18 protein-coding genes are annotated in these 19,986 nt (G+C 66.2%); 13 read left to right on the forward strand and 5 right to left on the reverse strand.

Annotated features, from left to right (window positions below; translation table 11 throughout):
- The first annotated feature begins 5 nt into the window (after positions 1-5).
- The 12 genes from B4920_RS20025 to B4920_RS20080 all read left to right on the forward strand — a co-directional run bounded on the left by B4920_RS20025 (position 6) and on the right by B4920_RS20080 (position 11,681).
- Complete coding sequence (locus B4920_RS20025; protein WP_079436453.1) at positions 6-587, forward strand: dimethylamine monooxygenase subunit DmmA family protein; 582 nt, start codon at positions 6-8, stop codon at positions 585-587.
- Complete coding sequence (locus tag B4920_RS20030; RefSeq protein ID WP_079436454.1) at positions 584-1,534, forward strand: PDR/VanB family oxidoreductase; 951 nt, start codon at positions 584-586, stop codon at positions 1,532-1,534. The genes B4920_RS20025 and B4920_RS20030 overlap by 4 nt, the downstream gene beginning before the upstream one ends.
- Before the next feature lie 32 nt (positions 1,535-1,566).
- On the forward strand, positions 1,567-2,643 hold the full coding sequence (locus B4920_RS20035) for a DUF3445 domain-containing protein (RefSeq protein WP_079436455.1): 1,077 nt from the start codon (positions 1,567-1,569) through the stop codon (positions 2,641-2,643).
- A gap of 58 nt (positions 2,644-2,701) precedes the next feature.
- Positions 2,702-4,084, forward strand: coding sequence for an acyl-CoA dehydrogenase family protein (locus tag B4920_RS20040; protein WP_079436456.1), 1,383 nt, complete (start codon positions 2,702-2,704; stop codon positions 4,082-4,084).
- A gap of 20 nt (positions 4,085-4,104) precedes the next feature.
- On the forward strand, positions 4,105-4,635 hold the full coding sequence (locus B4920_RS20045) for a flavin reductase family protein (protein WP_079436457.1): 531 nt from the start codon (positions 4,105-4,107) through the stop codon (positions 4,633-4,635).
- Complete coding sequence (locus B4920_RS20050) at positions 4,632-6,536, forward strand: DUF1989 domain-containing protein (protein ID WP_079436458.1); 1,905 nt, start codon at positions 4,632-4,634, stop codon at positions 6,534-6,536. Before B4920_RS20045 ends, B4920_RS20050 begins: the two co-directional genes overlap by 4 nt.
- A 334-nt stretch (positions 6,537-6,870) precedes the next feature.
- Positions 6,871-7,224 (forward strand): hypothetical protein, encoded by a 354-nt coding sequence (locus tag B4920_RS20055; protein WP_139379571.1) that lies wholly within the window; start codon positions 6,871-6,873, stop codon positions 7,222-7,224.
- A gap of 54 nt (positions 7,225-7,278) precedes the next feature.
- The gene (locus tag B4920_RS20060) at positions 7,279-8,256 is read left to right on the forward strand and encodes an alpha/beta hydrolase (protein ID WP_079436460.1); all 978 of its coding nucleotides are present in this window, start codon (positions 7,279-7,281) and stop codon (positions 8,254-8,256) included.
- Positions 8,257-8,509: 253 nt separating this feature from the next.
- The gene (locus tag B4920_RS20065; protein WP_139379572.1) at positions 8,510-9,253 is read left to right on the forward strand and encodes a hypothetical protein; all 744 of its coding nucleotides are present in this window, start codon (positions 8,510-8,512) and stop codon (positions 9,251-9,253) included.
- Between the two features lie 84 nt (positions 9,254-9,337).
- Positions 9,338-10,339, forward strand: coding sequence for a PD-(D/E)XK nuclease family protein (locus B4920_RS20070; RefSeq protein WP_079436462.1), 1,002 nt, complete (start codon positions 9,338-9,340; stop codon positions 10,337-10,339).
- Positions 10,339-10,584, forward strand: a complete 246-nt coding sequence (locus B4920_RS20075; protein WP_139379573.1) for a hypothetical protein — start codon at positions 10,339-10,341, stop codon at positions 10,582-10,584. Before B4920_RS20070 ends, B4920_RS20075 begins: the two co-directional genes overlap by 1 nt.
- Before the next feature lie 80 nt (positions 10,585-10,664).
- The gene (locus B4920_RS20080) at positions 10,665-11,681 is read left to right on the forward strand and encodes an NAD(P)-dependent alcohol dehydrogenase (protein WP_079436464.1); all 1,017 of its coding nucleotides are present in this window, start codon (positions 10,665-10,667) and stop codon (positions 11,679-11,681) included.
- A gap of 9 nt (positions 11,682-11,690) precedes the next feature.
- Here the strand turns inward: B4920_RS20080 and B4920_RS20085 are convergent, their stop codons facing one another.
- A complete protein-coding gene (locus B4920_RS20085) occupies positions 11,691-12,341 on the reverse strand; it encodes a pyridoxamine 5'-phosphate oxidase family protein (RefSeq protein WP_139379574.1) in 651 nt (216 codons plus the stop codon).
- A gap of 83 nt (positions 12,342-12,424) precedes the next feature.
- On the opposite strand from B4920_RS20085, the gene B4920_RS20090 reads away from it, so the two are divergent.
- A complete protein-coding gene (locus B4920_RS20090) occupies positions 12,425-13,906 on the forward strand; it encodes a PLP-dependent aminotransferase family protein (protein ID WP_254051002.1) in 1,482 nt (493 codons plus the stop codon).
- Between the two features lie 31 nt (positions 13,907-13,937).
- Here the strand turns inward: B4920_RS20090 and B4920_RS20095 are convergent, their stop codons facing one another.
- The 4 genes from B4920_RS20095 to B4920_RS20110 form a co-directional block, all read right to left on the reverse strand.
- A complete protein-coding gene (locus B4920_RS20095) occupies positions 13,938-16,958 on the reverse strand; it encodes an EAL domain-containing protein (protein ID WP_088179514.1) in 3,021 nt (1,006 codons plus the stop codon).
- A gap of 13 nt (positions 16,959-16,971) precedes the next feature.
- Positions 16,972-17,772: an ABC transporter substrate-binding protein gene (locus tag B4920_RS20100; RefSeq protein ID WP_079436485.1), complete on the reverse strand. Its 801-nt coding sequence runs from the start codon at positions 17,770-17,772 to the stop codon at positions 16,972-16,974.
- 145 nt (positions 17,773-17,917) lie between these two features.
- Positions 17,918-18,607, reverse strand: a complete 690-nt coding sequence (locus B4920_RS20105) for a response regulator (protein ID WP_079436465.1) — start codon at positions 18,605-18,607, stop codon at positions 17,918-17,920.
- 5 nt (positions 18,608-18,612) lie between these two features.
- Complete coding sequence (locus tag B4920_RS20110) at positions 18,613-19,986, reverse strand: ATP-binding protein (RefSeq protein ID WP_079436466.1); 1,374 nt, start codon at positions 19,984-19,986, stop codon at positions 18,613-18,615.

Consider the following 19,986-nt stretch of genomic DNA (forward strand, 5'->3'; position numbering starts at 1 on the left):
CGACCATGCTGCATTCCGACATCAAGAGCCGCCCCACCTACACCCAGCTGGAGCCGGACCTGTCCGGCAGCCAGCACCTGCTGATCATCGAAGGCGACACCGTACTGCCCGGCCGCCTCGACTCCCTGGCCGGCACCTTCGCCCCGGTGGAAGAGAACCTGCACACCTGGCTGGTCGGCACCCAGGCCGGCGGCCTGGGCCTCGGCAAGGTGTGGCGCCTGCCCGAGGTAGCCGACGTGGTCGACGCCTTCGCCTGCGCCACCCGCGGCTACGGCATCGGCGACCGCCTCTACGTACAGGGCACCGAGCCCTTCCTGTGGTCGGTAGCCAAGGCCGCGGCGATCATCGGCTTCAGCGCCGAGCAGATCCACCTGCACCACGCCGGCAGCCTGCGCCGCCGGGTGTGGTGTACCCACTGCCACACGGTCACCGAGAACGTCACCACCAGCATCGCCAGCTGTTCCGGCTGCCACCGCCACCTGCTGGTGCGCGACCACTTCTCCCGCCGCCTGGGCGCCTTCATGGGCGTGATGGTGGATGCGGAAGCCCCGGGCGAAGTGCCGGCCGTCGAGGAGAGCTTCGCATGATCGGCGAAACCCTCACGCTCAAGGTGGCTGCCGCCAGCGCCATCTCGCCGAGCCTTCGCCACCTGCGCCTGGTGGCGGCGGACGGCGGCAAGCTGCCCCCGGCGGCGGCCGGCGCCCACCTCCAGCTCGTGCTGAACGGCGCCGCGCGCACCCACCGCAACGCCTATTCGCTGATCAGCCGCCCCGGCGCCCGCGACGCCTACGAGATCATCGTGCGGCGCGTGCCCAGCTCCCGCGGCGGCTCGGCCTTCATCCACGAGCAGCTCAAGGTCGGCGACGTGCTGGAGGCCGGCTGGCCCGGCAACCTGTTCGCGCCGGTGCGCACCGCCCGCCGCCACCTGATGATCGCCGGCGGCATCGGCATCACGCCCTTCCTGTCCTACTTGGCCGACTTCGCCTTCGGCGGCGCCGACTACGCGCTGCACCTGTGCTGTCGCGAGGACGAGCAACACGTCTTCGACCCGTGGCTGGCCGGCAAGAGCGGCGTCAACGTGCACTGGGACGCCGACGGCCGCCGCCTCGACATCCCCGCCCTGCTCGCCGCCCAGCCGGTCGGCACCCACCTTTACGTGTGCGGCCCGGCCGCCATGAACGACGAGGTGCTGGAACTCGCCGCGGCCGCCGGCTGGCCCGCCAGCCACGTGCATTGCGAGCACTTCGGCAGCGCCCTGTCCGGCGGCGAGGCCTTCCACGCCTTCCTCGCCAAGTCCGGCATCGAGGTCAGCGTCGGCGAAGACGAGAGCCTGCTCGAAGCCATCGAGCGGATCGGCGTCAAAGCCCCCTGCCTGTGCCGCGGCGGCGCCTGCGGCGTGTGCGTGACGCCGCTGCTGGACGGCGAAGCCGAACACCGCGACCACTACCTGTCCGCCGCCGAGCGGGAAGCCGGCCGCCTGATCCTGCCCTGCGTGTCGCGGGCACGGAGCGGGCGCCTGGTGCTGGACCTGTGAATTCGCCCCTGAGCGCCCCCGAGGAGATCGACATGAGCATCGCTTTCAAACCCGAAGAAACCTTCCGCGGCGACTACAGCTACCGCAACAGCGACGCGGCCGTGCTGCGCTTCCCCTTCCCCTTCCCGGAAGACCGCTACATGTACAGCGTCAACATCGAGCCGCACGTGCGCAGCGGCCCGAGCGACGTCTTCCTGCGCCCCTTCGACGTGGATGAGCACTACATCGCCGAATGCCGCGACAAGGCCATCACGCTGGAACGCGACCCCGGCCGCTGCCAGGTGCTGCCGCACATGATGATGGCCCAGTGGGACACCCTCGAGCTGCTGATGGAGAACCTGTCCGCCGACTACCCGGAGCAGTTCTCGCTGATCAAGGAGGGCGACGACTTCGGCAGCCGGTGGACCTGGATCAACCGCCCGCTGGGCATCGAACAGAGCTTCATCTTCGGCAACCCCGAGACCCTGCCCTGCGAACCCTTCGAGTACATCACCCGCCAGGCCCAGGGCGACTTCGCGATCTGCGACCAGCGCGACGACAACCTCTTCATGGACGCCGGCATGGTCACCTCCCAGGCCGACTGGTCGCTGGAGTTCGACGTCGGCATGAGCTTCATGGAATGGCACGGCCCAGTGCCGCTGGCCCACCAGACCGGCGTCTTCGAGCGCGCCCTGAAATACCTGCTGATGCTGCGCCTCGGCCAGCCGGTGCGCCGCCTCAACTGGACCATGAGCATCAACCCGCGCCTCGACACCTCGCCGGAGAGCTACCCCGAGTGGGGCCCGGACCGGGCCAGCGTCACCCCCGCAAACGCCGGGCAGAAGGTGCACCTGCGCGTCGAACTGCAGACCCTGTGGCGCCTGCCGCGCAGCAACGCAATCCTGTTCCCGATCCGCTGTTACCTGGCCTCCCTCGAAGACCTGGCCCGCGTACCCAAGTGGGGCGCCCGCCTGCACCGGGTGCTGTCCTCGCTGCCGCCCCAGCTCGTCGAATACAAGGGCCTCACCCGCTACCTGCCGGCCGCCCTCGAATGGCTGGCCCAGCACGACGACGGCCGCGAACTACCCGTCGGCACCGAACCCGGCATCACCACCCTCGGCCCCCGCTGAGACCCATCCGATCCATCCGCATTCCACGACACCCCGAAACCACAAAAAGGAAACAGCCATGAACGCCATCACCCAAATGACCCCCACCGGCATCGGTTCCGAATGGAGCCCCCAGTGGCTGCTCACCGCCGAGCAGAAGGCCCTGCAGGCCGACCTGATCGCCCTGTGCGAAACCACGCTGCGCCCCAACGCCATCGAGAGCGACAAGAAGTACATCTACCCGCGCAAGAACTTCGAGGCCCTGGCCGCCATGGGCCTGATGAGCCTGACCATCCCGAAGGAGCTCGGCGGCCGCGGTGAGAGCCATCTGTGCGCCGCGATGGTGGTCGAGACCATCGCCCGCTACGGCTGCCCCTCCACCGCCATGTGCTACACCATGCACCTGGGCGCCTGCGCCGCCGCGCTGCTGCGCCACCACGACAACGAGCGCCTGAAGGACATCCTGCGCCGGGTGGACAAGGACGTGCTGATCGGCACCCTGTCCTACTCCGACCCGGAAACCGGCTCCCACTTCTGGTACCCGATGTCGTCCCGCGCCGAGCGCACCGACAATGGCTGGAAGGTCTTCAAGAAGGCTTCGTGGACCACCTCTGGCGGCTTTGCCGACTGGTACATCATCCAGACCACCTCGCCGGACTTCGGCGGCGACTACTCCAACCTGTCCTGCTTCCTGGTCACCAAGGACCAGATCCACGCCGACCCGGCCAACTGGGACGGCCTCGGCATGCGCGGCAACCAGTCCGGCCCGATCTCGGTGGACGGCGTCGAGATCGCCCCGGACGCGCTGGTCGGCCCGATCGGCGACGGCGCCAAGTCCAACGACGAAGTGGTCGACCCCTTCTTCCTGGTGTGCTCCTCGGCCTGCTGGAACGGCATCTGCCTCGCCGCGATGGACATCACCAAGAACCACACCACCCGCAAGGTGCATAACGACGTGGGCATGCGCGTGGCCGACTACCCGACCATCCAGGACTACGTCGGCGAATGCCTGATCGACACCAACGCCAGCCGCAGCTACGTGTACCTGGCCGCCAAGGCGCTGGACGAGCAGACCAACAACTGCGACTGGTCCGCCCACGCCACCATCGACCACCTGCCGCGCACCGAGCTCCTCAACTGGCTGTGGCAGGTCAAGTTCTTCGCCTCCAAGAACGTCACCTTCGTGGTGGACAAGATGCTCCACGCCTGCGGCGGCACCGGCTACAAGCCGGCCCTCGGCATCGAGCGCCTGCTGCGCGACGGCAAGGCCGGCTGGGTGATGGGCCCCACCAACGAAGTGCTGCGCCAGTTCGTCGGCAAGGCCGCGCTGCTCGGCTTCGAGGTGCTGGACTACTGGAACCAGTCGGTGAACCAGCGCGTCCTCAACAACGAGCTCAAGAAGATGAGCAAGGAAGAGAAAGCCGCCTTCGCCAGCAAGCTCCTCGCCGAGGCGCAAGCTTAAGTCCAGGGAGCCACGCCGCCATGCACGCCACCACCAGCCAGCCCATCGCCGCCCACCGGGCGCCCTTCGACGGGCGTTTGTTCCGCCGCGTCCTCGGCCTCTTCCCTACCGGCGTCACCATCGTCACCACCTGGGACGACGAGGGCCGGCCGGTGGGGGCCACCGTCAGCTCCTTCAACTCCGTGTCCCTCGACCCGCCGCTGGTGCTCTTCAGCCTGGCCAAGAACATGGCCTGCTGCGAAGCCTTCGCCGCCGGCGGGCCGCTGGCCATCCACGTGCTCGGCGACGAGCAGGAATCCCTCTCCAACCGCTTCGCGCGGGGCGGCGGCGACAAGTGGGTGGACCTGGTCTACGGCGCCGGCGAGCATGGCGCACCGCTGATCGAGGGGGCGCTGGCCACCTTTGAATGCCGGCCCTTCGCCCAGTACCCGGGCGGTGACCACACCATCTTCGTGGCCGAGGTCAGCCAGCTGCGCTGCCGCGACGGCGAACCGCTGGTCTTTGCCTGCGGCAGCTACCGGCGCTTGGCCGAGCGGGAGGTGTGCGCATGAACGACGTCGTTCCGCCCGCGGACCTGGCGCAGGAAGGCGACCCCTTCCTGCTCGCCGCCGAGGCCACGCCACGCCTGGCCCAGGCCTTTCCCGAACCGCTGGCGGTGATCCGCGTCACCGCCGCCAGCGCCCGTGCCTTCGCGGTGAAGGCCGGGCAGTACATCCAGGTCATCGACGTGGATGGCCGCCAGTGCTCCGACCTCCTCGCCTTCGACGCCGCAGCGCTGGCCGCTGGCGAGGAATGGGGCCTCGACCCGACGGTGACGCGCACGCTGGCCGGTGCCGCCTATCCCCAGCCCGGCCTGCACGCCAAGTACTTCGACGCGCGCATGCAGCCGCTGCTCGAAACCGTGCAGGACACCGTCGGCCGCCACGACGCCTTCGCGCTGGCGTGCACCGCCAAGTACTACGAAGACGCCGGCTTTCCCGGCCACGCCAACTGCAGCGACAACTTCAACGCCGCGCTGGCCGGCTTCGGCATCCGCCCGCGTGCCGGCTGGCCGGCCATCAACTTCTTCTACAACACCTTCATCCAGCCCTGCGGCAGCCTCGGCTTCGCCGAACCGTGGTCCAAGCCCGGCGACTACGTGCTGCTCAGGGCATTGAAGGACCTGGTGGTGGCGGTGTCGTCCTGCGCCGACGACATCGACCCCGCCAACGCCTGGCAGCCCACCGATATCGAGGCACGTCTCTACGACGCCGCCTATTCCTTCCCCCGCGCGATGGCCCACCGCATGACACCCGACTCCCCCGTCCGCCTGACCCGGCCGACCGCCTTCGCGCCGGCAACCGAAACCCTCACCCGCGACTTCATCGACTACAAGGGCTACTGGCTGCCGCGCAGCTTCGTCGGCCACGGCACGCTGGCCGAATACTGGGCCTGCCGCGAGAAAGTGGCGGTCATGGACCTGTCGGCGCTGCGCAAGTTCGACGTCACTGGCCCCGACGCCGAAGCCCTGCTGCAGAAGGTGCAGACCCGCGACATGCGCAAGCTGGCCGTCGGCCAGGTGGTCTACACCGCCGTCTGCCACGCCCACGGCGGCATGATGGACGACGGCACGGTGTTCCGCCTCGGCCGCGACGTGTTCCGCTTCGTCTGCGGCGAAGACACCACCGGCCTGTGGCTGCAAGAACAGGCCACCGCCGCCGGCTTCAACGTGCATATCCGCGAAGCCACCGACGCCCTGCACAACCTCGCCGTGCAAGGCCCCAAGAGCCGCGAGCTGCTCAAGAAGATCCTGTGGACCAGCCCGCTGCAGCCGACGCCGGACGAACTCGGCTGGTTCCGCTTTGCCGCCGCCCGCCTGGGCGGCCCCACCGGCATCCCGCTGGTCGTGTCGCGCACCGGCTACACCGGCGAACTCGGCTACGAACTCTGGTGCGCCCCCAAGGACGGCCCGGCCCTGTGGAACTCGGTGATGGAAGCCGGCGCCCCTCTAGGCATCGTGCCGCTCGGCTTCGACGCCCTCGACATGCTGCGCATCGAAGCCGGGCTCGCCTTCGCCGGCCACGAATTCTGCGATCAGACCGACCCCTTCGAAGCCGGCATCGGCTTCACCGTCGCGCTATCGAAGCCGGACGACTTCATCGGCAAGGCCGCCCTTGAAGAGCGCAAAGCCCACCCGCGCCGCAAGCTGGTCGGCCTCGCCATTGCCAGCAACGAAGGCGCCAGCCACGGCGACGGCCTCTACGTCGGCCGTGCCAAGGTCGGCGAAATCACCAGCACCACCCGCTCGCCGATCCTCGACACGCAGATCGCGCTGGCTCGCGTGGATGTCGCCTACTCGGCACTCGACACCGAACTGCAGGTCGGCCAACTGGATGGACACCGCAAACGACTGGACGCGAAAGTGGTGGCGTTTCCGCACTACGACCCGACGAAATCACGGGTCAGGGCTTGATTGAGCCCGTTGCGTCGGGAAGCTAACCCGACGCTTGCTGCATGTTGTGCCCCCGCATCCCCAGGTAGCTTCGGCTGCTTGGGGATGTTTGCTGTGCACGAAGGATGATGTGCGGTGAACATTCGATGCTGAAAAGTTCACATTGAATATTCACTGGGCAATGTTCTATGTTGATCAATGAATATTCAATGTTGCAGACGGCCACGAAGAAGTTGACGCCGGATTGATGATCGAGAGGGCGGCAACATTCGATGGTGACGACACACTATTGCATATCGAGACGTAAACAGAGGAGAGCGGGCAGCGTTGTACTTCATGCCAGTGAAACGATGAAATGCTGTCGCACCTCGGTGAACTCAGGGGGCATGGAGGATTTATGGAAACGAGACATAAAACCGTGATAGTGGTTATGGTGACACTAGCCTTAATCGGCGCCATCGTGTCCTTTTACTGGGCTCAGGATTCAAAATCTACCCGAGGATGGATTGCTGCAGCGTGGACCGTTCTTCCCCCCATATGGTTCTGGGCTGAATACACTTTCCTTACAAAGGAAGATGAGAAGAATGATGAAAAATATAGAGCTCGTCTGAAATTTTCCCAAGACTGTGCATCCAAGGTGTGGCTAGCGGTCGGCGGCATCTTTAGCGCATCGTATTTCGACTTGCTCGGAAAGCTTGCCGAGCACTGATTCTGCACCAGTTGTTTTCTCTCCCTCGATTACCAACCACGCCAAGGAGCCATCGTGCTATTCATAACAAATAGATTTCCGAAGGCATCAATAAAAACCGAGCTGGGCAGGGAATTCATTTTCGATCTAGAAAACAATGCCCCGAGCAACTCCGTTTTTTTCTGCGAAAGAGCACAGAACGGAAGCATTAGAGAAGTTGGTGGGCTAAACTTCCTTTCTCAACTCAAGAATTCGGAATATAGGCAAGTATTGATCTACATTCACGGCTTCTCGAACCTTCCCGACGATGTTTTCGAGGCTGCCGCCGAATTCCAGAAACTGTGCGACAAGAAGGACAAAAAGGAAGTCCTGGTTGTTCCCATCATCTGGCCATGCGACAACGATCTCGGAATCGTCAAGGACTACTGGGATGATCAGAAGTCAGCAGATGGCAGCGCCTTGTCCCTGGCAAGAGCTTTGAGCAGGTTTATCGAGTGGCGGGAGTCGAATCTGAACACACCGGATACCGACCCCTGCCTGAAGCGGATCAATATCCTTGCACACTCCATGGGCAACAGGGTCCTCCGGGAAACGCTGTGTGCCTGGGACAAATATGATCTGGCCGACGGAGTCCCGCTGCTGTTCCGCAACACTTTCCTTGTGGCAGCAGACATTGAGAACGAGTCCATTCACCGGACCGAAAGGGGAAAGCTGATCTGCGATGCCTCACGGAATGTTGTTGTCTATTTTGCCTCAGACGACTTGGCATTGCGCGCGAGCAAGGCGGCCAATCTGAAAAACAAGATTGCATCCCGGCGCCTGGGCCATACGGGACCGGAAAATATGGAGCTGACGCCGAAGAATGTCTATGTGGTTGACTGCGACGACGTCAACAATGTGTATGACAATCCGAAAGGACATTCCTATTTCCGGAGCGGCAGAAAGAAAGGAACGCCCGGCCTGGTTTTTGAGCATATATACACATGCCTGAAAAGCGGCCGAGTTTTCCCTGAAGATGAATTGCGCCGATCAACCATCATTCACGAAGCGTAGCTTTTCTCTGACGTATATCCAGTCTGGAGTCTTCTCGACAACCGGCTGGGCGGCCGGTTGTCTTTTGGCAGTCCGCCCCGACGCCCCAGCCCATTTCGCAAACGTCACACCCTGTCGTACCGACCTCCAACAATGGCCTTCCCTCAACTGAGAAAGGCCATATGGACAGCGCGACCGCACCGGGGGCAGGACCCTGCTCTACAGCGGCGACCTGCGCGGCCACGGGCGCAAGGGCGGGTTGTTCGAGCAGATCGTGTCTGCCCCGCCGACGGGCATCGATGTATTGCTGATGGAGGGCTCATCCCTGTCCCGGCTGGAGGACGATGACGTCTTCCCGAGCGAGGCGGAGTTGGAGGAGGCCTTTGTCCGGCAGTTCCGGGCAACCGCCAGCCTGAGCATGGTGCTCACCTCGGCCCAGAATATCGACCGGGTCGTCAGCCTTTATCGCGCCTGCAAGCGCAGCGGGCGAACCCTGGTCATCGACCTGTACGCCGCGGCAATCCTCGAGGCGACCGGCAACGGGAACATCCCGCAGTCCGACTGGCCGGGCATCGCGCTGTTAGTGCCGGAGTCCCAGCGCACGCAGATCCGGAAGAACGAATGGTTCGAGCTGCTGCGACGCCATGCGAAGCGGCGCGTGTTTCCTGAGCAGCTGCGCGCACTGGCATCGACCAGCACCGTGCTGTTCCGCCCGCTGATGATGGCCGACCTGGAGCGCGCCGACGCGCTTCAGGATGCGGGATTCATCTACTCCCAGTGGCAGGGCTATCTCGAGCGGGGCGCCTACGCGACGACCCAGGCCTGGCTGGCCAGGCACCGGATTTCCATGCACTACATCCATACCTCCGGCCACGCCAGCCCGCGGGATCTCCGGCGCTTTGCGGAAGCGCTGGCGCCCGGCGCCTTGGTGCCAATCCACAGCTTTGCACCGGACAAGTACGCCGGGCTGTTCGCCAACGTGGTGCAACACCCGGACGGGGAATGGTGGGAGGTGTGAGTACCAGCCATTGATCCGCGCACAGGCCAGCCACTATGCTTGGCGCGCCGTTTTCGGGCATGGATAGTCGGGGACAAGGGAACGATGAATCTTTTCAGGGTGCTGGCGTCTGGCAAGCGGGGGCTCAACGAGGAAAACATGTCGGCCTGCCTGGCCTGGCTGCTCCATCCGGGCATGGACCACGGCTTCGGTCCGGCCTTCCTGAAAGCCTTCCTCGCCGAGATCGGCAGCCACGCCGAAGCGGCCGATGCGCAGTTCCAGGGCGAACTGGCCCGGCTTGGCGAACGCATCAAGTACCGGCTGCGCTCGAACTCGGAGGATGACCTGTCGATCGATGTGGAACTGGAGCACAACGCCGGCGGCCACGATGTGCTGGTCAGCGTCAACGACGACTGGGTGATTGCCATCGAGAACAAGATCAGCGCTGCATCGGCCCAGGATTCCACACAACTGCTGGGGCAATACCGCGGCTTGTGCGATGAGGCTTGTGCCGGGCAGCCTGAACCGGCCAGTCCCGAGGGGCACCGGCTGATGGTCTTCCTGGTGCCGCCCCACAGCCTGGCCCAGGCAGAAGAGGATTTCGAGCGTTCGGTGCTGGCCGAGTGGAACGAACTACTGCTCGGCGAGATGCACCGACAGGACGGCAAGGTGCTGGTCAGCTGGCGCCGCCGCAATGGCCGCCCGTCCATCGAGAACGTGATCACGCGCATGCTCGGTGACGAACTGGACGGGGAGATCGAGCCTCTCCACGATCAGACCCGCCACACCTTGCTGCCCTGCGCCGCTTCATCAGCGGTGACTTCGAGGGCTACCCCTTCAGCCGCAAGAAAGGCGTCGGCGGCGCAAACCCGGCAACCGAAAAAAGAATCCGCCTGTCCGGATTGGCAAAGGAAGCAGATGAATTTGTCGGCATTGCCGCAGGCCTGTCCGGCCTGCTTTGCCATCTCAAGGACGCGCCGCTCGACAGCCGCGACTTTCAATTCACCCGGCAAGACATGTCCCACGTGCAGAACTGGCTGCCGGCACGGAGCGTTCTGGCGATTGCCGCCGCCGCGCAGGCCGGCTTCCCCGACATCGGTGCCGTGATGGCCTGCGCACCGGACGGCAAGCTCTCGCTGCCTGGCGACCTGCTGCTGTGGCTGGCCGAACAGCCGGGCAAGCCGGGCTTCCATGTAGGCATCCAGGGCGGAGCAGCCAGCCTTGCCGCGATGAATCACCGCGACGTGCAAGGTCGGAAATGGGGCATCTCCACGCAGGCACACACCAAACAGTGGATCGACAGCGCGACTTTCGCGCGGCTTTACCGACAGGCAAGGGACAGGCTCGCCTGAACCACATTGCATGGGCGCAATCACCGCCCTCATGCAAGAATGCCAGCGCTGTTATCCACACCCACAAAAAAGAGGCCCCGATGAGACGCTACGAAGTTTTCCCGAACCACCCGGTTTCGCCGCTGCAGATCGCCGAGTTCGAGCCCGCCCCGCTGGGCGACACGGAGGTGGCGGTGGCCATCAAGGCCGTATCGCTGAATTTCCGCGACATCCTGGTCACCCGCAACACGTATTTCGCCAACATCGTCGACGGCCTGGTGCCGTGTTCCGACGGGGCCGGCGAGGTGGTGGCGGTCGGCAAGGACGTGAAGGGGCTGGCGGTCGGCGACCGGGTCGCAACGCTGTTCTTCCCCCACTGGTACAGCGGCAAGGCCGACGCGCGGGCGCTGTCCGACGCGCGCGGCGCGGAATCCACCGGGGCCTTCACCGAGCGTTTCATCACCGACGAGAGCGGCCTGGTCAAGCTGCCCGACAGCCTGAGCTATGCCGAGGCGGCCACGCTGCCCTGCGCGGCGGTGACGGCGTGGAATTCTCTCTTCGAGGCGGGCGACCTGAAGCCGGGCCAGACGGTGCTGCTGCTGGGCACCGGCGGCGTGTCGATCTTCGCGCTGCAGTTCGCCAAGGCGGCCGGCGCAACGGTGATCATCACCTCCAGCGACGACGCCAAGCTGGAGCGCGCCAAGGCCCTCGGCGCCGACCACGGCATCAACTACAGGACCCACCCGGAATGGCACGAGGAAGTGCTGCGCCTGACCGGCGGCGCGGGCGTGGACGTGGTGCTGGAAGTGGGCGGCCCGGGCACGCTGGAGCGCTCGCTGATGAGCGTCGGCGTCGGCGGCCGGATCGCCTACATCGGCGTGCTGACTGGCCTCGCCGGCGCTGCCAGCCCGGTGATGCTGATCCCGAAGGCATCGAGCATCCAGGGCATCTTCGTGGGCAGCCGGGCGATGTTCGCCGACATGCTGGACGCCATCGCCACCCACGGCATCAAGCCGGTGGTCGACCGGGAGTTCCCGTTCGAGGAAGCCCCCGCCGCCCTCAAGCACATGGAGAACGGCGGGCACTTCGGCAAGATCGTGATCCGCGTCGGCGACTGAGGACCGATCTCAGTTCGATGCTTCGATGAAACCGGGATGGGCTGGCAGGCTGTATGCCTCGCCACCCACTTCCGGCACCGGCGCCCCCGCCCGCAGCGCGAGCGGGATCACGCCGGCCCACACCGGAATCGCCATGTCCCCCTCGGAATCCTCGACGCCCCAGTTGCGGATCTTGGCGGCGGCTTCGGCCAGCGGCAGGCGCAGCAGGCGGGTACCGGCCAGTTCGGCGCGGGACGGCAGGCGCACCTGCGCGGCCCGCCCCGGGCTGACGTGCTCGACGAAAGCCTTGAAAGCGGCCTCCTTGGCCTCCACCTCATCCACCGCCTGGAAGCGGCCGTAGATCGCCACCGAGCGGTAGTTCATCGAGTGGTGGAAGGCCGAGCGCGCCAACACCAGGCCATCCAGGTGGGTGATGCAGACCGCGCATTCGCCGTCGAGCAGGGTGTGCACCAGGCGCGAGTTGTTGGCACCGTGGACATATAGGAAATCCCCTTCCCGCCAGCAGGCAGTGGGCAGGCAATGCACGCTGCCGCCCTGGTTGAAGGCGATGTGGCAGACCAGGGCCTGATCGACGATGGCGTGCACAGTGGCGAGGTCGTAATGGGCGCGCTGGGCCTTGCGGTGGATCTCGGTACGCGGGCTGGGGGCAACGTGGGACATGCTGGGCTCCTTGAAATGTGCGGCCAGCATAGCCGCGGCGTGGCACCATCCATGGAACCACGCTTACCCACATTCATGGAGCCATGATGTCCCTCGACCTGGAGCTGATCCTCGGTCCGCTGCGTGATGCGGCGGACGTCGGCGAACCGCGCCAGTCGCGGCTGTACCGCCTGCTCAAGGCTTCCATCCTCGACGGCCGCCTGGCGCCGGGCACGCGCCTGCCGGCCAGCCGCCAGCTCGCCATGGACTTCCGCATGGCCCGCAACGGCGTGCTGTTCGCCTACCAGCAACTGCTCGCCGAGGGCTTTCTGGACGCCGACCGCCAGGGCACGCGGGTGGCGGCACTGCCGCTGGCGGCCGGCCCTGCCCCTGCACCGCTTGTCGGGCAGGAGATCCTGTCGCGGCGCGGCCGGCAACTCCCGCGTATCGACCGGAGCGACGCGTCGCTGCCCTTCGCGCCCGGCATCGCCGATCTCAACGCCTTTCCATGGCAGCGCTGGGCGAGGCTGCTGCAACAGGCCTGGGGCGAGGTCAGCGCCCGTCAGCTGGCCTACACCGAACCGGGCGGCGAGCCGGCCCTGCGCCGCGCGGTGGCGGCCTTCCTGTCGGCGCGGCGCGGTGTGGCGTGCGCGCCGGAACAGGTCTTCATCGTCGCCGGCGGACAGGTGGCGCTGGATGCCTGCGCCCACCTGCTGGCCGACGAAGGCGACACGGTGTGGATGGAGGAGCCGGGCTATCCTCACGCCCGCAACGCGATGCTGGCCGCCGGCCTGCGCGTACGCAGCGTGCCGGTGGACCAGGACGGCATGGCGCCGGCCGAGGACTTGTGGCGGACCGATCCACCGCGCCTGCTCTTTTTGACGCCGTCCCATCAGTATCCGCTGGGCAGCGTACTGAGCCTGGAGCGCCGGCTGGCCTTCCTGAACCGGCTGACGCCCGGCGGCTGGCTGATCGAGGACGATTACGACAGCGACTTCAACCACGTCCAGCCCGGCGCCCGCCCGCTGCCGGCCATCCAGGGCCTGCGGCCGGATGCGCCGGTGATCTACGTGGGCACCTTCAGCAAGCTGCTCTACCCCGGCCTGCGCATCGGCTACATGGTGGTGCCGCGCTGGGCGGTGACGGCCCTCGGCGAAGCCATCGGCACGCTGTACCGCAGCGGGCGGTGCGTGGAACAGCGGGCCCTCGCCCGCTTCCTCGACAGCGGCGAGCTGACGCGCCACCTGCGCCGCATGGCGCCGGTGTATCGCGCCCGCCAGCAGGCCCTGCGCGCTGCGCTGGGTGCGGAGTTCGGCACGCCGGAGCACATCCTCGGCGGCCAGGCCGGACTGCATCTGGTGCTGCGCCTGCCGGACGGGCCGGACGACGTGGCGGTGGTGCGGGCCGCACGGGAGCTGGGGGTGATCGCCCGCCCACTGAGCAGCTATTACGCCGACGGCACGGCGGCCGGCAACGGGCTGGTCCTCGGCTACGGCGTGGCCGAGGAAGGGCGGATTCCGGAACTGGTCGCACGCCTGCGGGTGGCGAGCACTACGGCGCGCTCCAGCGACGGCTCAGCCCCGTGAGTTGGCCGGTTGCGGCCGCCGGCGGCGGAGCTCAGGCCCGGTGGCGAATGATGTTGGCCGCGCCCCACTCATCCAGAAACCGCTCGAACTCGTCGATGGGCAAGGGCCGGCTGAAGAGATAGCCCTGATAGGCCAGGCACCCCTGACGGGCCAGGAACTGGTGCTGCTCCGGCGTCTCTACCCCTTCGGCGATGACGTTCAGGCCCAGGTTGCGGGCCAGCGCGACGATGCTGCGGGCAATCACCGCATCGTTGGAATTGGCCTGCACGTCATCGACAAAGGCCTTGTCGATCTTCAGCTGGTCCAGCGGCAGGCGCCTGAGGTAGGCCAGGGAAGAATAGCCGGTCCCGAAATCGTCGAGGGAGAAACGGATGCCGCGGCTGCGCAAGGCCGCCATCTTGGCGACGACTTCTTCCACGTCGTTGAGCATCAGGCTCTCGGTCAGCTCCAGCTTGAGCTTGTGCGGATCGGCAGCCGTGCGGGCCAGCACCTCTTCGACCTGGTCCACGAAATCCGGCTGGCGGAACTGCCGGACACTGACATTCACGGCAATCTCGATGTGTTCCCGGCCGGGCATGGCGGCCCAGCATGCCAACTGGCGGCAGGCCGTCTCCAGAACCCACTGGCCGAGGGGCAGGATCAAACCGGTTTCTTCCGCCAAAGAAATGAAGCTGCCCGGTGCCACCATGCCGAGCTGCGGATGTTGCCAGCGGACCAGTGCCTCAGCGCCGATGATGGTCCCCTGCTCATTCACCTGGGGTTGGTAATGCAGCAGGAACTGGGCCTGCTGCAGCCCGATACGCAAGTCTTTCTCCAGGGCGGCGCGCGAGCTGACGGCCTCCTGCATCTCGGGGTCGAAGAAGCGCACGGTGTTGCGGCCGGCGGCCTTGGCACCGTACAGCGCCAGGTCGGCCCGCTTCATCAGTTCGTCGCAGCTGCTGTCGGAATCGGCAATCAACGTGATGCCGATGCTCGGCGTGCAATGGTAATCATGGCCGGCCAGGTCGTAGGGTTCGTCGAGATTGCTCAGGATCTTGTCGGCGACGATGCGGGCCTGGGTGGCGGCGTCCTGGCGGCCCGGGCGGAGGTCGTCGAGCAGCACCACGAACTCGTCGCCCCCCAGGCGGGCAACGGTGTCGCCCTCGCGGATGCAGCCGCTCAGGCGCTGGGCCACGTGCTGGAGCAGAAGGTCGCCCATGTCGTGGCCGAAGGTGTCGTTGAGCGTCTTGAAGTTGTCCAGATCGATGAACAGCAGGGCCCCCTGCCGCTGGCTGCGGGCCAGGATGGCCAGTGCGTGCTTGAGGCGGTCGAGCAGGAGACGGCGATTGGGCAGACGGGTCAGCGGATCGTAGAAAGCGAGGTTCTTGATCTCGTATTCCGCCTCCTTGCGCAGGGTGATGTCGGTGAGCGCCGCCACGTAATGGCTGACCCGCCCGTTTGCGTCGCGGACGACGGTGATCGTCAGCCATTCGGGAAAGATCTCGCCGCTTTTGCGCCGGTTCCAGATCTCGCCCTGCCAGGCCCCCGTCGTTTCAAGGCTGGCATACATGTTGGCGTAGAACTCGCGGGCGTGGCGGCCTGAGTGGAGCAGGTGTGGCGTCTGCCCGATGGCTTCGTCTTCGCTGTAGCCGGTGATCTCGGTAAAGGCACGGTTGACCTTCAGGATGATGCGGTCCGCGTCGGCGATGAACATGCCCTCCTGGGACTCGAAGGCAATGGCCGCGATGCGCAGGTCGATCTCGGCACTCTTGCGCTCGGTGATGTCGGTCAGCGTCCCCACATAGTGAGTAGCTTGGCCATCATCGCCGCGCACTGCCGTGATGGTCAGGAAATGCGGATGGATCGAACCGTCCCGATGCTTGTTGAGAATCTCCCCCGACCAGGCACCCAAGCTCGCCAGACTCCCCCGGATGGCCGCATAGAAGTCGGCATCGTGCATTCCCGACTTCATGAAATTCATGTACTGGCCGATGACGTCTTCGGCCCGGAAGCCGGTAATGGCGGTAAAGGCCTTGTTGACCTGGAGCACTTCGACATCCGCATTGGTGACGACCATACCCTCCTGGGACTCGAAGGCGATGGCGGCAATGCGCAGCCGCGCCCGCTCCGACTCCCGCTCCCGGGCCAGGCGCTCGAAGCGCATGAAATAGAGGCCCGCCAGCGCCAGGGCGGCCAGCAGCGCCACGGCAACGATGGCCCCTGTACGCTTGGCCTCCTGCTGCCAGACCGCCAGGGCCTGTCCCTTGTCGAGGCGCACGCTGAGCACAAAGGGATAGGCCCGGGAGGCGCGATAAGCCGTGAGCATGACCCTGCTGTCGGTATCGCGCTCCTCGAACTGCCCCACTTCCGTCTCGGCAAGACGGCTCGTCAGATCGTCATCGGGACGCAGGCTGCCGGGCACCTCCTTGTCGTCGGTACTCAGCAGCAGGCGGCCGTCGTAGTCGCGCAACTCGACCACACCCTGTTCCGGACTGATGTGGGCGCTGTAGAAATTCAGGAAGTAATCCGTGTTCACCGATGCCACGACCGTCAGCCAGCGCGCGTCGTCCAGGCGGACATCACGGGCGACCGGAATGAAGCTGACGACCGGCGCGCTCGATCCCATCGGACCGGCCTCGTAGAAGTCCCGTCCGCTGACGATGTGGCCAGCGCGCAGCACCTCGAGCGGGCGGGGGGCCGCCGGCCGGAAATCGGATCGGGATAACTGGATGTGCAGGTTACGGTGATCGGTACTGCGCCAGATCCGGTCCTGCGCATCCAGCACCGCCACGGAACGCAGGTAGGGCGCATGCCGCAGCACCTGGGGCAGGCTGGCCCGCTCCGCCCCCTCGGCCGCCAGGGACACGAGGCTGCTGTCGATGACGTTCAGGCTCTGGGTCAGATGGTTTTCAAACGCCCGGGCCGTCATGGCAGCGGCCTCCAGCTGGCGATCGACACGCTCGGCCCGCAGCCGCCACAGGCCATAGGCCGTGGCACTGCAGGCGCTGAAGAGCACCAGCAGTACAACCAGGAAAAAGATGGAACGCCGGCTGAGGCCGGCCTGGGCTGACATGAAGGGAGGAAAACTAGTCGCCTGACGACCCGCGAATGGCAATGGGTTCGAGCCGGTGGCGCTTGATCGCAGCCATCAATTGGCCATTCTGCTTGACCCGACCGAGGAACTGCTGCACCCATGCGTACCAGCGGTCGTCCCCCTTCTGCATCGCATAAGCGTAGGGCGTCAGGTGATAAGTGGACGTCGGGGCCACCAGGCGCGCCCAGTCGGTGGTTTCGAGCATCCGGCGGCTGAACGGGAAGTCCGTCATGAATACGTCGGCACGCCCCGATTCGACTTCCTGCTCACGGCCCTGGGTGGTGTCGGTGACCAGCAGGGTGGCGTGGCGAAGCTTGTCGCGCATGATCGGCTCGTGCAGGGTGCCCTTGGCGACGGCGACGACCACGCCCGGCTTGTCGATGTCGTCCCAGCTCTTGATGCGCCGGTTGCTCCGGGTGGTGATGGCGTAGATATCACTGACCAGGTGCGGCTGTGTGAAGCGCAGCTTGTCGGCCCGCGAGGGCGTCACGCCGATGGCGAACATGGCGATGTCGCAGCGGTCCTGCGTGATGTCGTCGATCAGCCGGGCGAAGGAGCTGTCGATGAAATTCACCCGCACGCCCAGTTCCTGGCCGAGCGCCCGGGCCATATCCACGTCGATGCCGTCGAGGGCCTGGGTTTTGGGGTTGCGATAGGAGATGCCGTAGTAGTCGGGCCAGATGCAGACCCGAACCTCACCGGCCGCCTTGATCCGTTCGAGATGCCCGTTCTCCGCGAGCGCTGGCTGGCCGCACAGCAGGAGGCATCCCACAGCAACAATAATTATCTTCATCTCGACAGCCATGGAGGGATGCACGCGTCAAACCGGATTAGGCACACTGAATGTCGCGCTATTGTAGAAAAAGGGCCTGCACAAGTCGCGACAGGAAGCGCAAGGATCCGCCCCGATCCGTGACGGATGTGTCACGCGGCGGCGTTCAGGGCTCGAAACGGTAACCGACGCCGATCTCGGTCAGGATATGGCGCGGGCAGGCCGGGCTGGTTTCGATCTTCTGTCTGAGGTGGCCGACATAGACCCGCAGGTACTGGTGGTTGTCGGCAGCCTGGGCGCCCCAGATGTGGGTCAGCAGGTGTTGGTGGGTCATCACCCGCCCCGGATTGGCGGCCAGGAAGACCAGCAGGCGGTATTCGATCTGGGTCAGATGCAGGGCCTCGCCGGCCCGTTCGACGACCCGTGTCACGCAGTTGATCTCGTAATCGCCGAAACGGATCTTCGGTTCCGGCGCAGCGGGCATGGCCTGGCCGCGGCGCAGCAGCACACGCACGCGGGCCAGCAGCTCGGCGATGCCGAAGGGCTTGGTGAGGTAGTCCTCGGCACCGGCGTCGAGGGCGTCGACCTTGCTCTTCTCCTGGGTGCGCGCCGACAGCACGAGGATCGGGATCGGCGACCAGGCCCGGTAGTCGCGGATGAAGTCGATGCCGTCCCGGTCCGGCAAGCCCAGGTCGAGGATCACCACGTCCGGGCGCCGCGCGGCCGCCTCCACCGCCGCCTGGCTGGCACTGGCCGCCTCGCAGACGGCGAAACCCTCGCACTCCAGCGCGGTGGCCACCGCCTCGCGCATCTGGCGCTCGTCCTCCACCAGCAGGATGGTCTTGCCGTCGCTCATCGCCGTCACCCCAGGGCCAGCAGGTCCGGCGGGTTGCCGATCGGCAGCGTGAAGTGGAAGCACGCCCCGCCGCCGAGGCGGTTGGCCGCGCCGATCTCGCCCTCGTGGGCCTCGACGATGCTGCGCGAGATGGCCAGCCCAAGACCGACGCCAGCCACGTCGGACTCCTGCCGGCCGCGCTGGAAGAGGTTGAACAGGCGGCTGGCGTCGCCATCCGGCAGGCCGGGGCCGGAATCGCTGACGCTGATCTCCAGCCTGTCACCAAGCGGGCGCACGGCCAGCTCGATCGGCGCGTCGGCCGGCGCGTACTTGATGGCGTTCTCCAGCAGATTCCACAGTACCCGCTCGATCAGCACCGCGTCGATGCACACCGGCGGCAGGTTGCGCGGCAGGTCGACGCTGATCTCCCGGTCGCGCCACTGGCCGCGGATCTGCGTCAGCACCACGCCGACCACTTCGTCCACCGGCTGCCAGGCGCGGTTCAGCTCGACGCTGCCGGAGCTCAGCTTGGCCATGTCGAGGAGGTTCATCATCTGCTGGCAGATCGTCATGGCCTGCTTGCTGATCGCTTCGAGCAGGCGCTTCTGGCGCTCCGGCGAGGCTTTGCCGAGGGCCGCCGTGTCGGCCATGCTGACCAGCGCCGCCAGCGGCGTGCGCAGGTCGTGGGACAGGGCGCCGAGGATGGAGCTGCGCAACACCTCGGAGGCGTGCCGCACCTCGGTCTCCCGCGCCATCTCGGCGAAGCGCGAGCGCTCCAGCGCCACCGCGACGAGGGACGCGACGGTCTCGATGTATTCGACGAACTCCGGATGCGACACCACCGCCGGCATCGCCTCGAAGGCCAGCACCCCCTGGGTGCCGCTGGCCGCGGCGAGCGGCAGGAGGGCGTGCTGCGCACCGTCCGGCAGCGGCTCCCAGTTCAGCCGCGCCTGCTCGACGCAGGCCTCGAGGCGGTTGGCGAGCACCGGGAATGGCGGCGTGGCGAATTCCGCGGGCGGGATCAGCCGGGCATTGCGCGCCCCTACGGCGCTGGCCAGGAAGGCGAAGGTGGTCTCGGCCACGTCGGCGGCCGTCAACGCGCCGGACAGCTCCCGCGAGAACTCGTAGAGCGTCTTGCTGAGCAGCGACTTGCGCTCGGCGATTTCGGTGTGGCGGCGCAGGCTGACCGTGGTGTGCCCGACGGTCAGCGCGACCGCCAGCATCAGCACGGCGGGCAGGAAATAAGGCGTGTCGGCCATACCGGAGCCAGTCTGCAGCGGTAACAGGACGAAGGCGTACAGCAGGGCCATCCATGCCGCAGCCAGCCCGGCCCCCAAGAAAACAACCCGCAGCCGGGTGGGCTGCGGGCTGGACGGAAGGGCGACGGCCGGAATCCTCAT

The organism is Zoogloea sp. LCSB751 (assembly GCF_002028455.1).
Classification (GTDB): domain Bacteria; phylum Pseudomonadota; class Gammaproteobacteria; order Burkholderiales; family Rhodocyclaceae; genus Zoogloea.

What these genes read in the sequence shown, in the direction of transcription:
- B4920_RS20090 (WP_254051002.1), top strand. Translation starts at nt 12,425, where the DNA reads ATGATGTCCCTCGACCTGGAGCTGATCCTCGGTCCGCTGCGTGATGCG.
- B4920_RS20040 (WP_079436456.1), top strand. Translation starts at nt 2,702, where the DNA reads ATGAACGCCATCACCCAAATGACCCCCACCGGCATCGGTTCCGAATGG.
- B4920_RS20030 (WP_079436454.1), top strand. Translation starts at nt 584, where the DNA reads ATGATCGGCGAAACCCTCACGCTCAAGGTGGCTGCCGCCAGCGCCATC.
- B4920_RS20080 (WP_079436464.1), top strand. Translation starts at nt 10,665, where the DNA reads ATGAGACGCTACGAAGTTTTCCCGAACCACCCGGTTTCGCCGCTGCAG.
- B4920_RS20035 (WP_079436455.1), top strand. Translation starts at nt 1,567, where the DNA reads ATGAGCATCGCTTTCAAACCCGAAGAAACCTTCCGCGGCGACTACAGC.
- B4920_RS20095 (WP_088179514.1), bottom strand. Translation starts at nt 16,958, where the DNA reads ATGTCAGCCCAGGCCGGCCTCAGCCGGCGTTCCATCTTTTTCCTGGTT.
- B4920_RS20025 (WP_079436453.1), top strand. Translation starts at nt 6, where the DNA reads ATGCTGCATTCCGACATCAAGAGCCGCCCCACCTACACCCAGCTGGAG.
- B4920_RS20045 (WP_079436457.1), top strand. Translation starts at nt 4,105, where the DNA reads ATGCACGCCACCACCAGCCAGCCCATCGCCGCCCACCGGGCGCCCTTC.
- B4920_RS20100 (WP_079436485.1), bottom strand. Translation starts at nt 17,772, where the DNA reads ATGAAGATAATTATTGTTGCTGTGGGATGCCTCCTGCTGTGCGGCCAG.
- B4920_RS20075 (WP_139379573.1), top strand. Translation starts at nt 10,339, where the DNA reads ATGGCCTGCGCACCGGACGGCAAGCTCTCGCTGCCTGGCGACCTGCTG.
- B4920_RS20085 (WP_139379574.1), bottom strand. Translation starts at nt 12,341, where the DNA reads ATGTCCCACGTTGCCCCCAGCCCGCGTACCGAGATCCACCGCAAGGCC.
- B4920_RS20055 (WP_139379571.1), top strand. Translation starts at nt 6,871, where the DNA reads ATGCTGTCGCACCTCGGTGAACTCAGGGGGCATGGAGGATTTATGGAA.
- B4920_RS20105 (WP_079436465.1), bottom strand. Translation starts at nt 18,607, where the DNA reads ATGAGCGACGGCAAGACCATCCTGCTGGTGGAGGACGAGCGCCAGATG.
- B4920_RS20070 (WP_079436462.1), top strand. Translation starts at nt 9,338, where the DNA reads ATGAATCTTTTCAGGGTGCTGGCGTCTGGCAAGCGGGGGCTCAACGAG.
- B4920_RS20110 (WP_079436466.1), bottom strand. Translation starts at nt 19,986, where the DNA reads ATGAGGATTCCGGCCGTCGCCCTTCCGTCCAGCCCGCAGCCCACCCGG.
- B4920_RS20050 (WP_079436458.1), top strand. Translation starts at nt 4,632, where the DNA reads ATGAACGACGTCGTTCCGCCCGCGGACCTGGCGCAGGAAGGCGACCCC.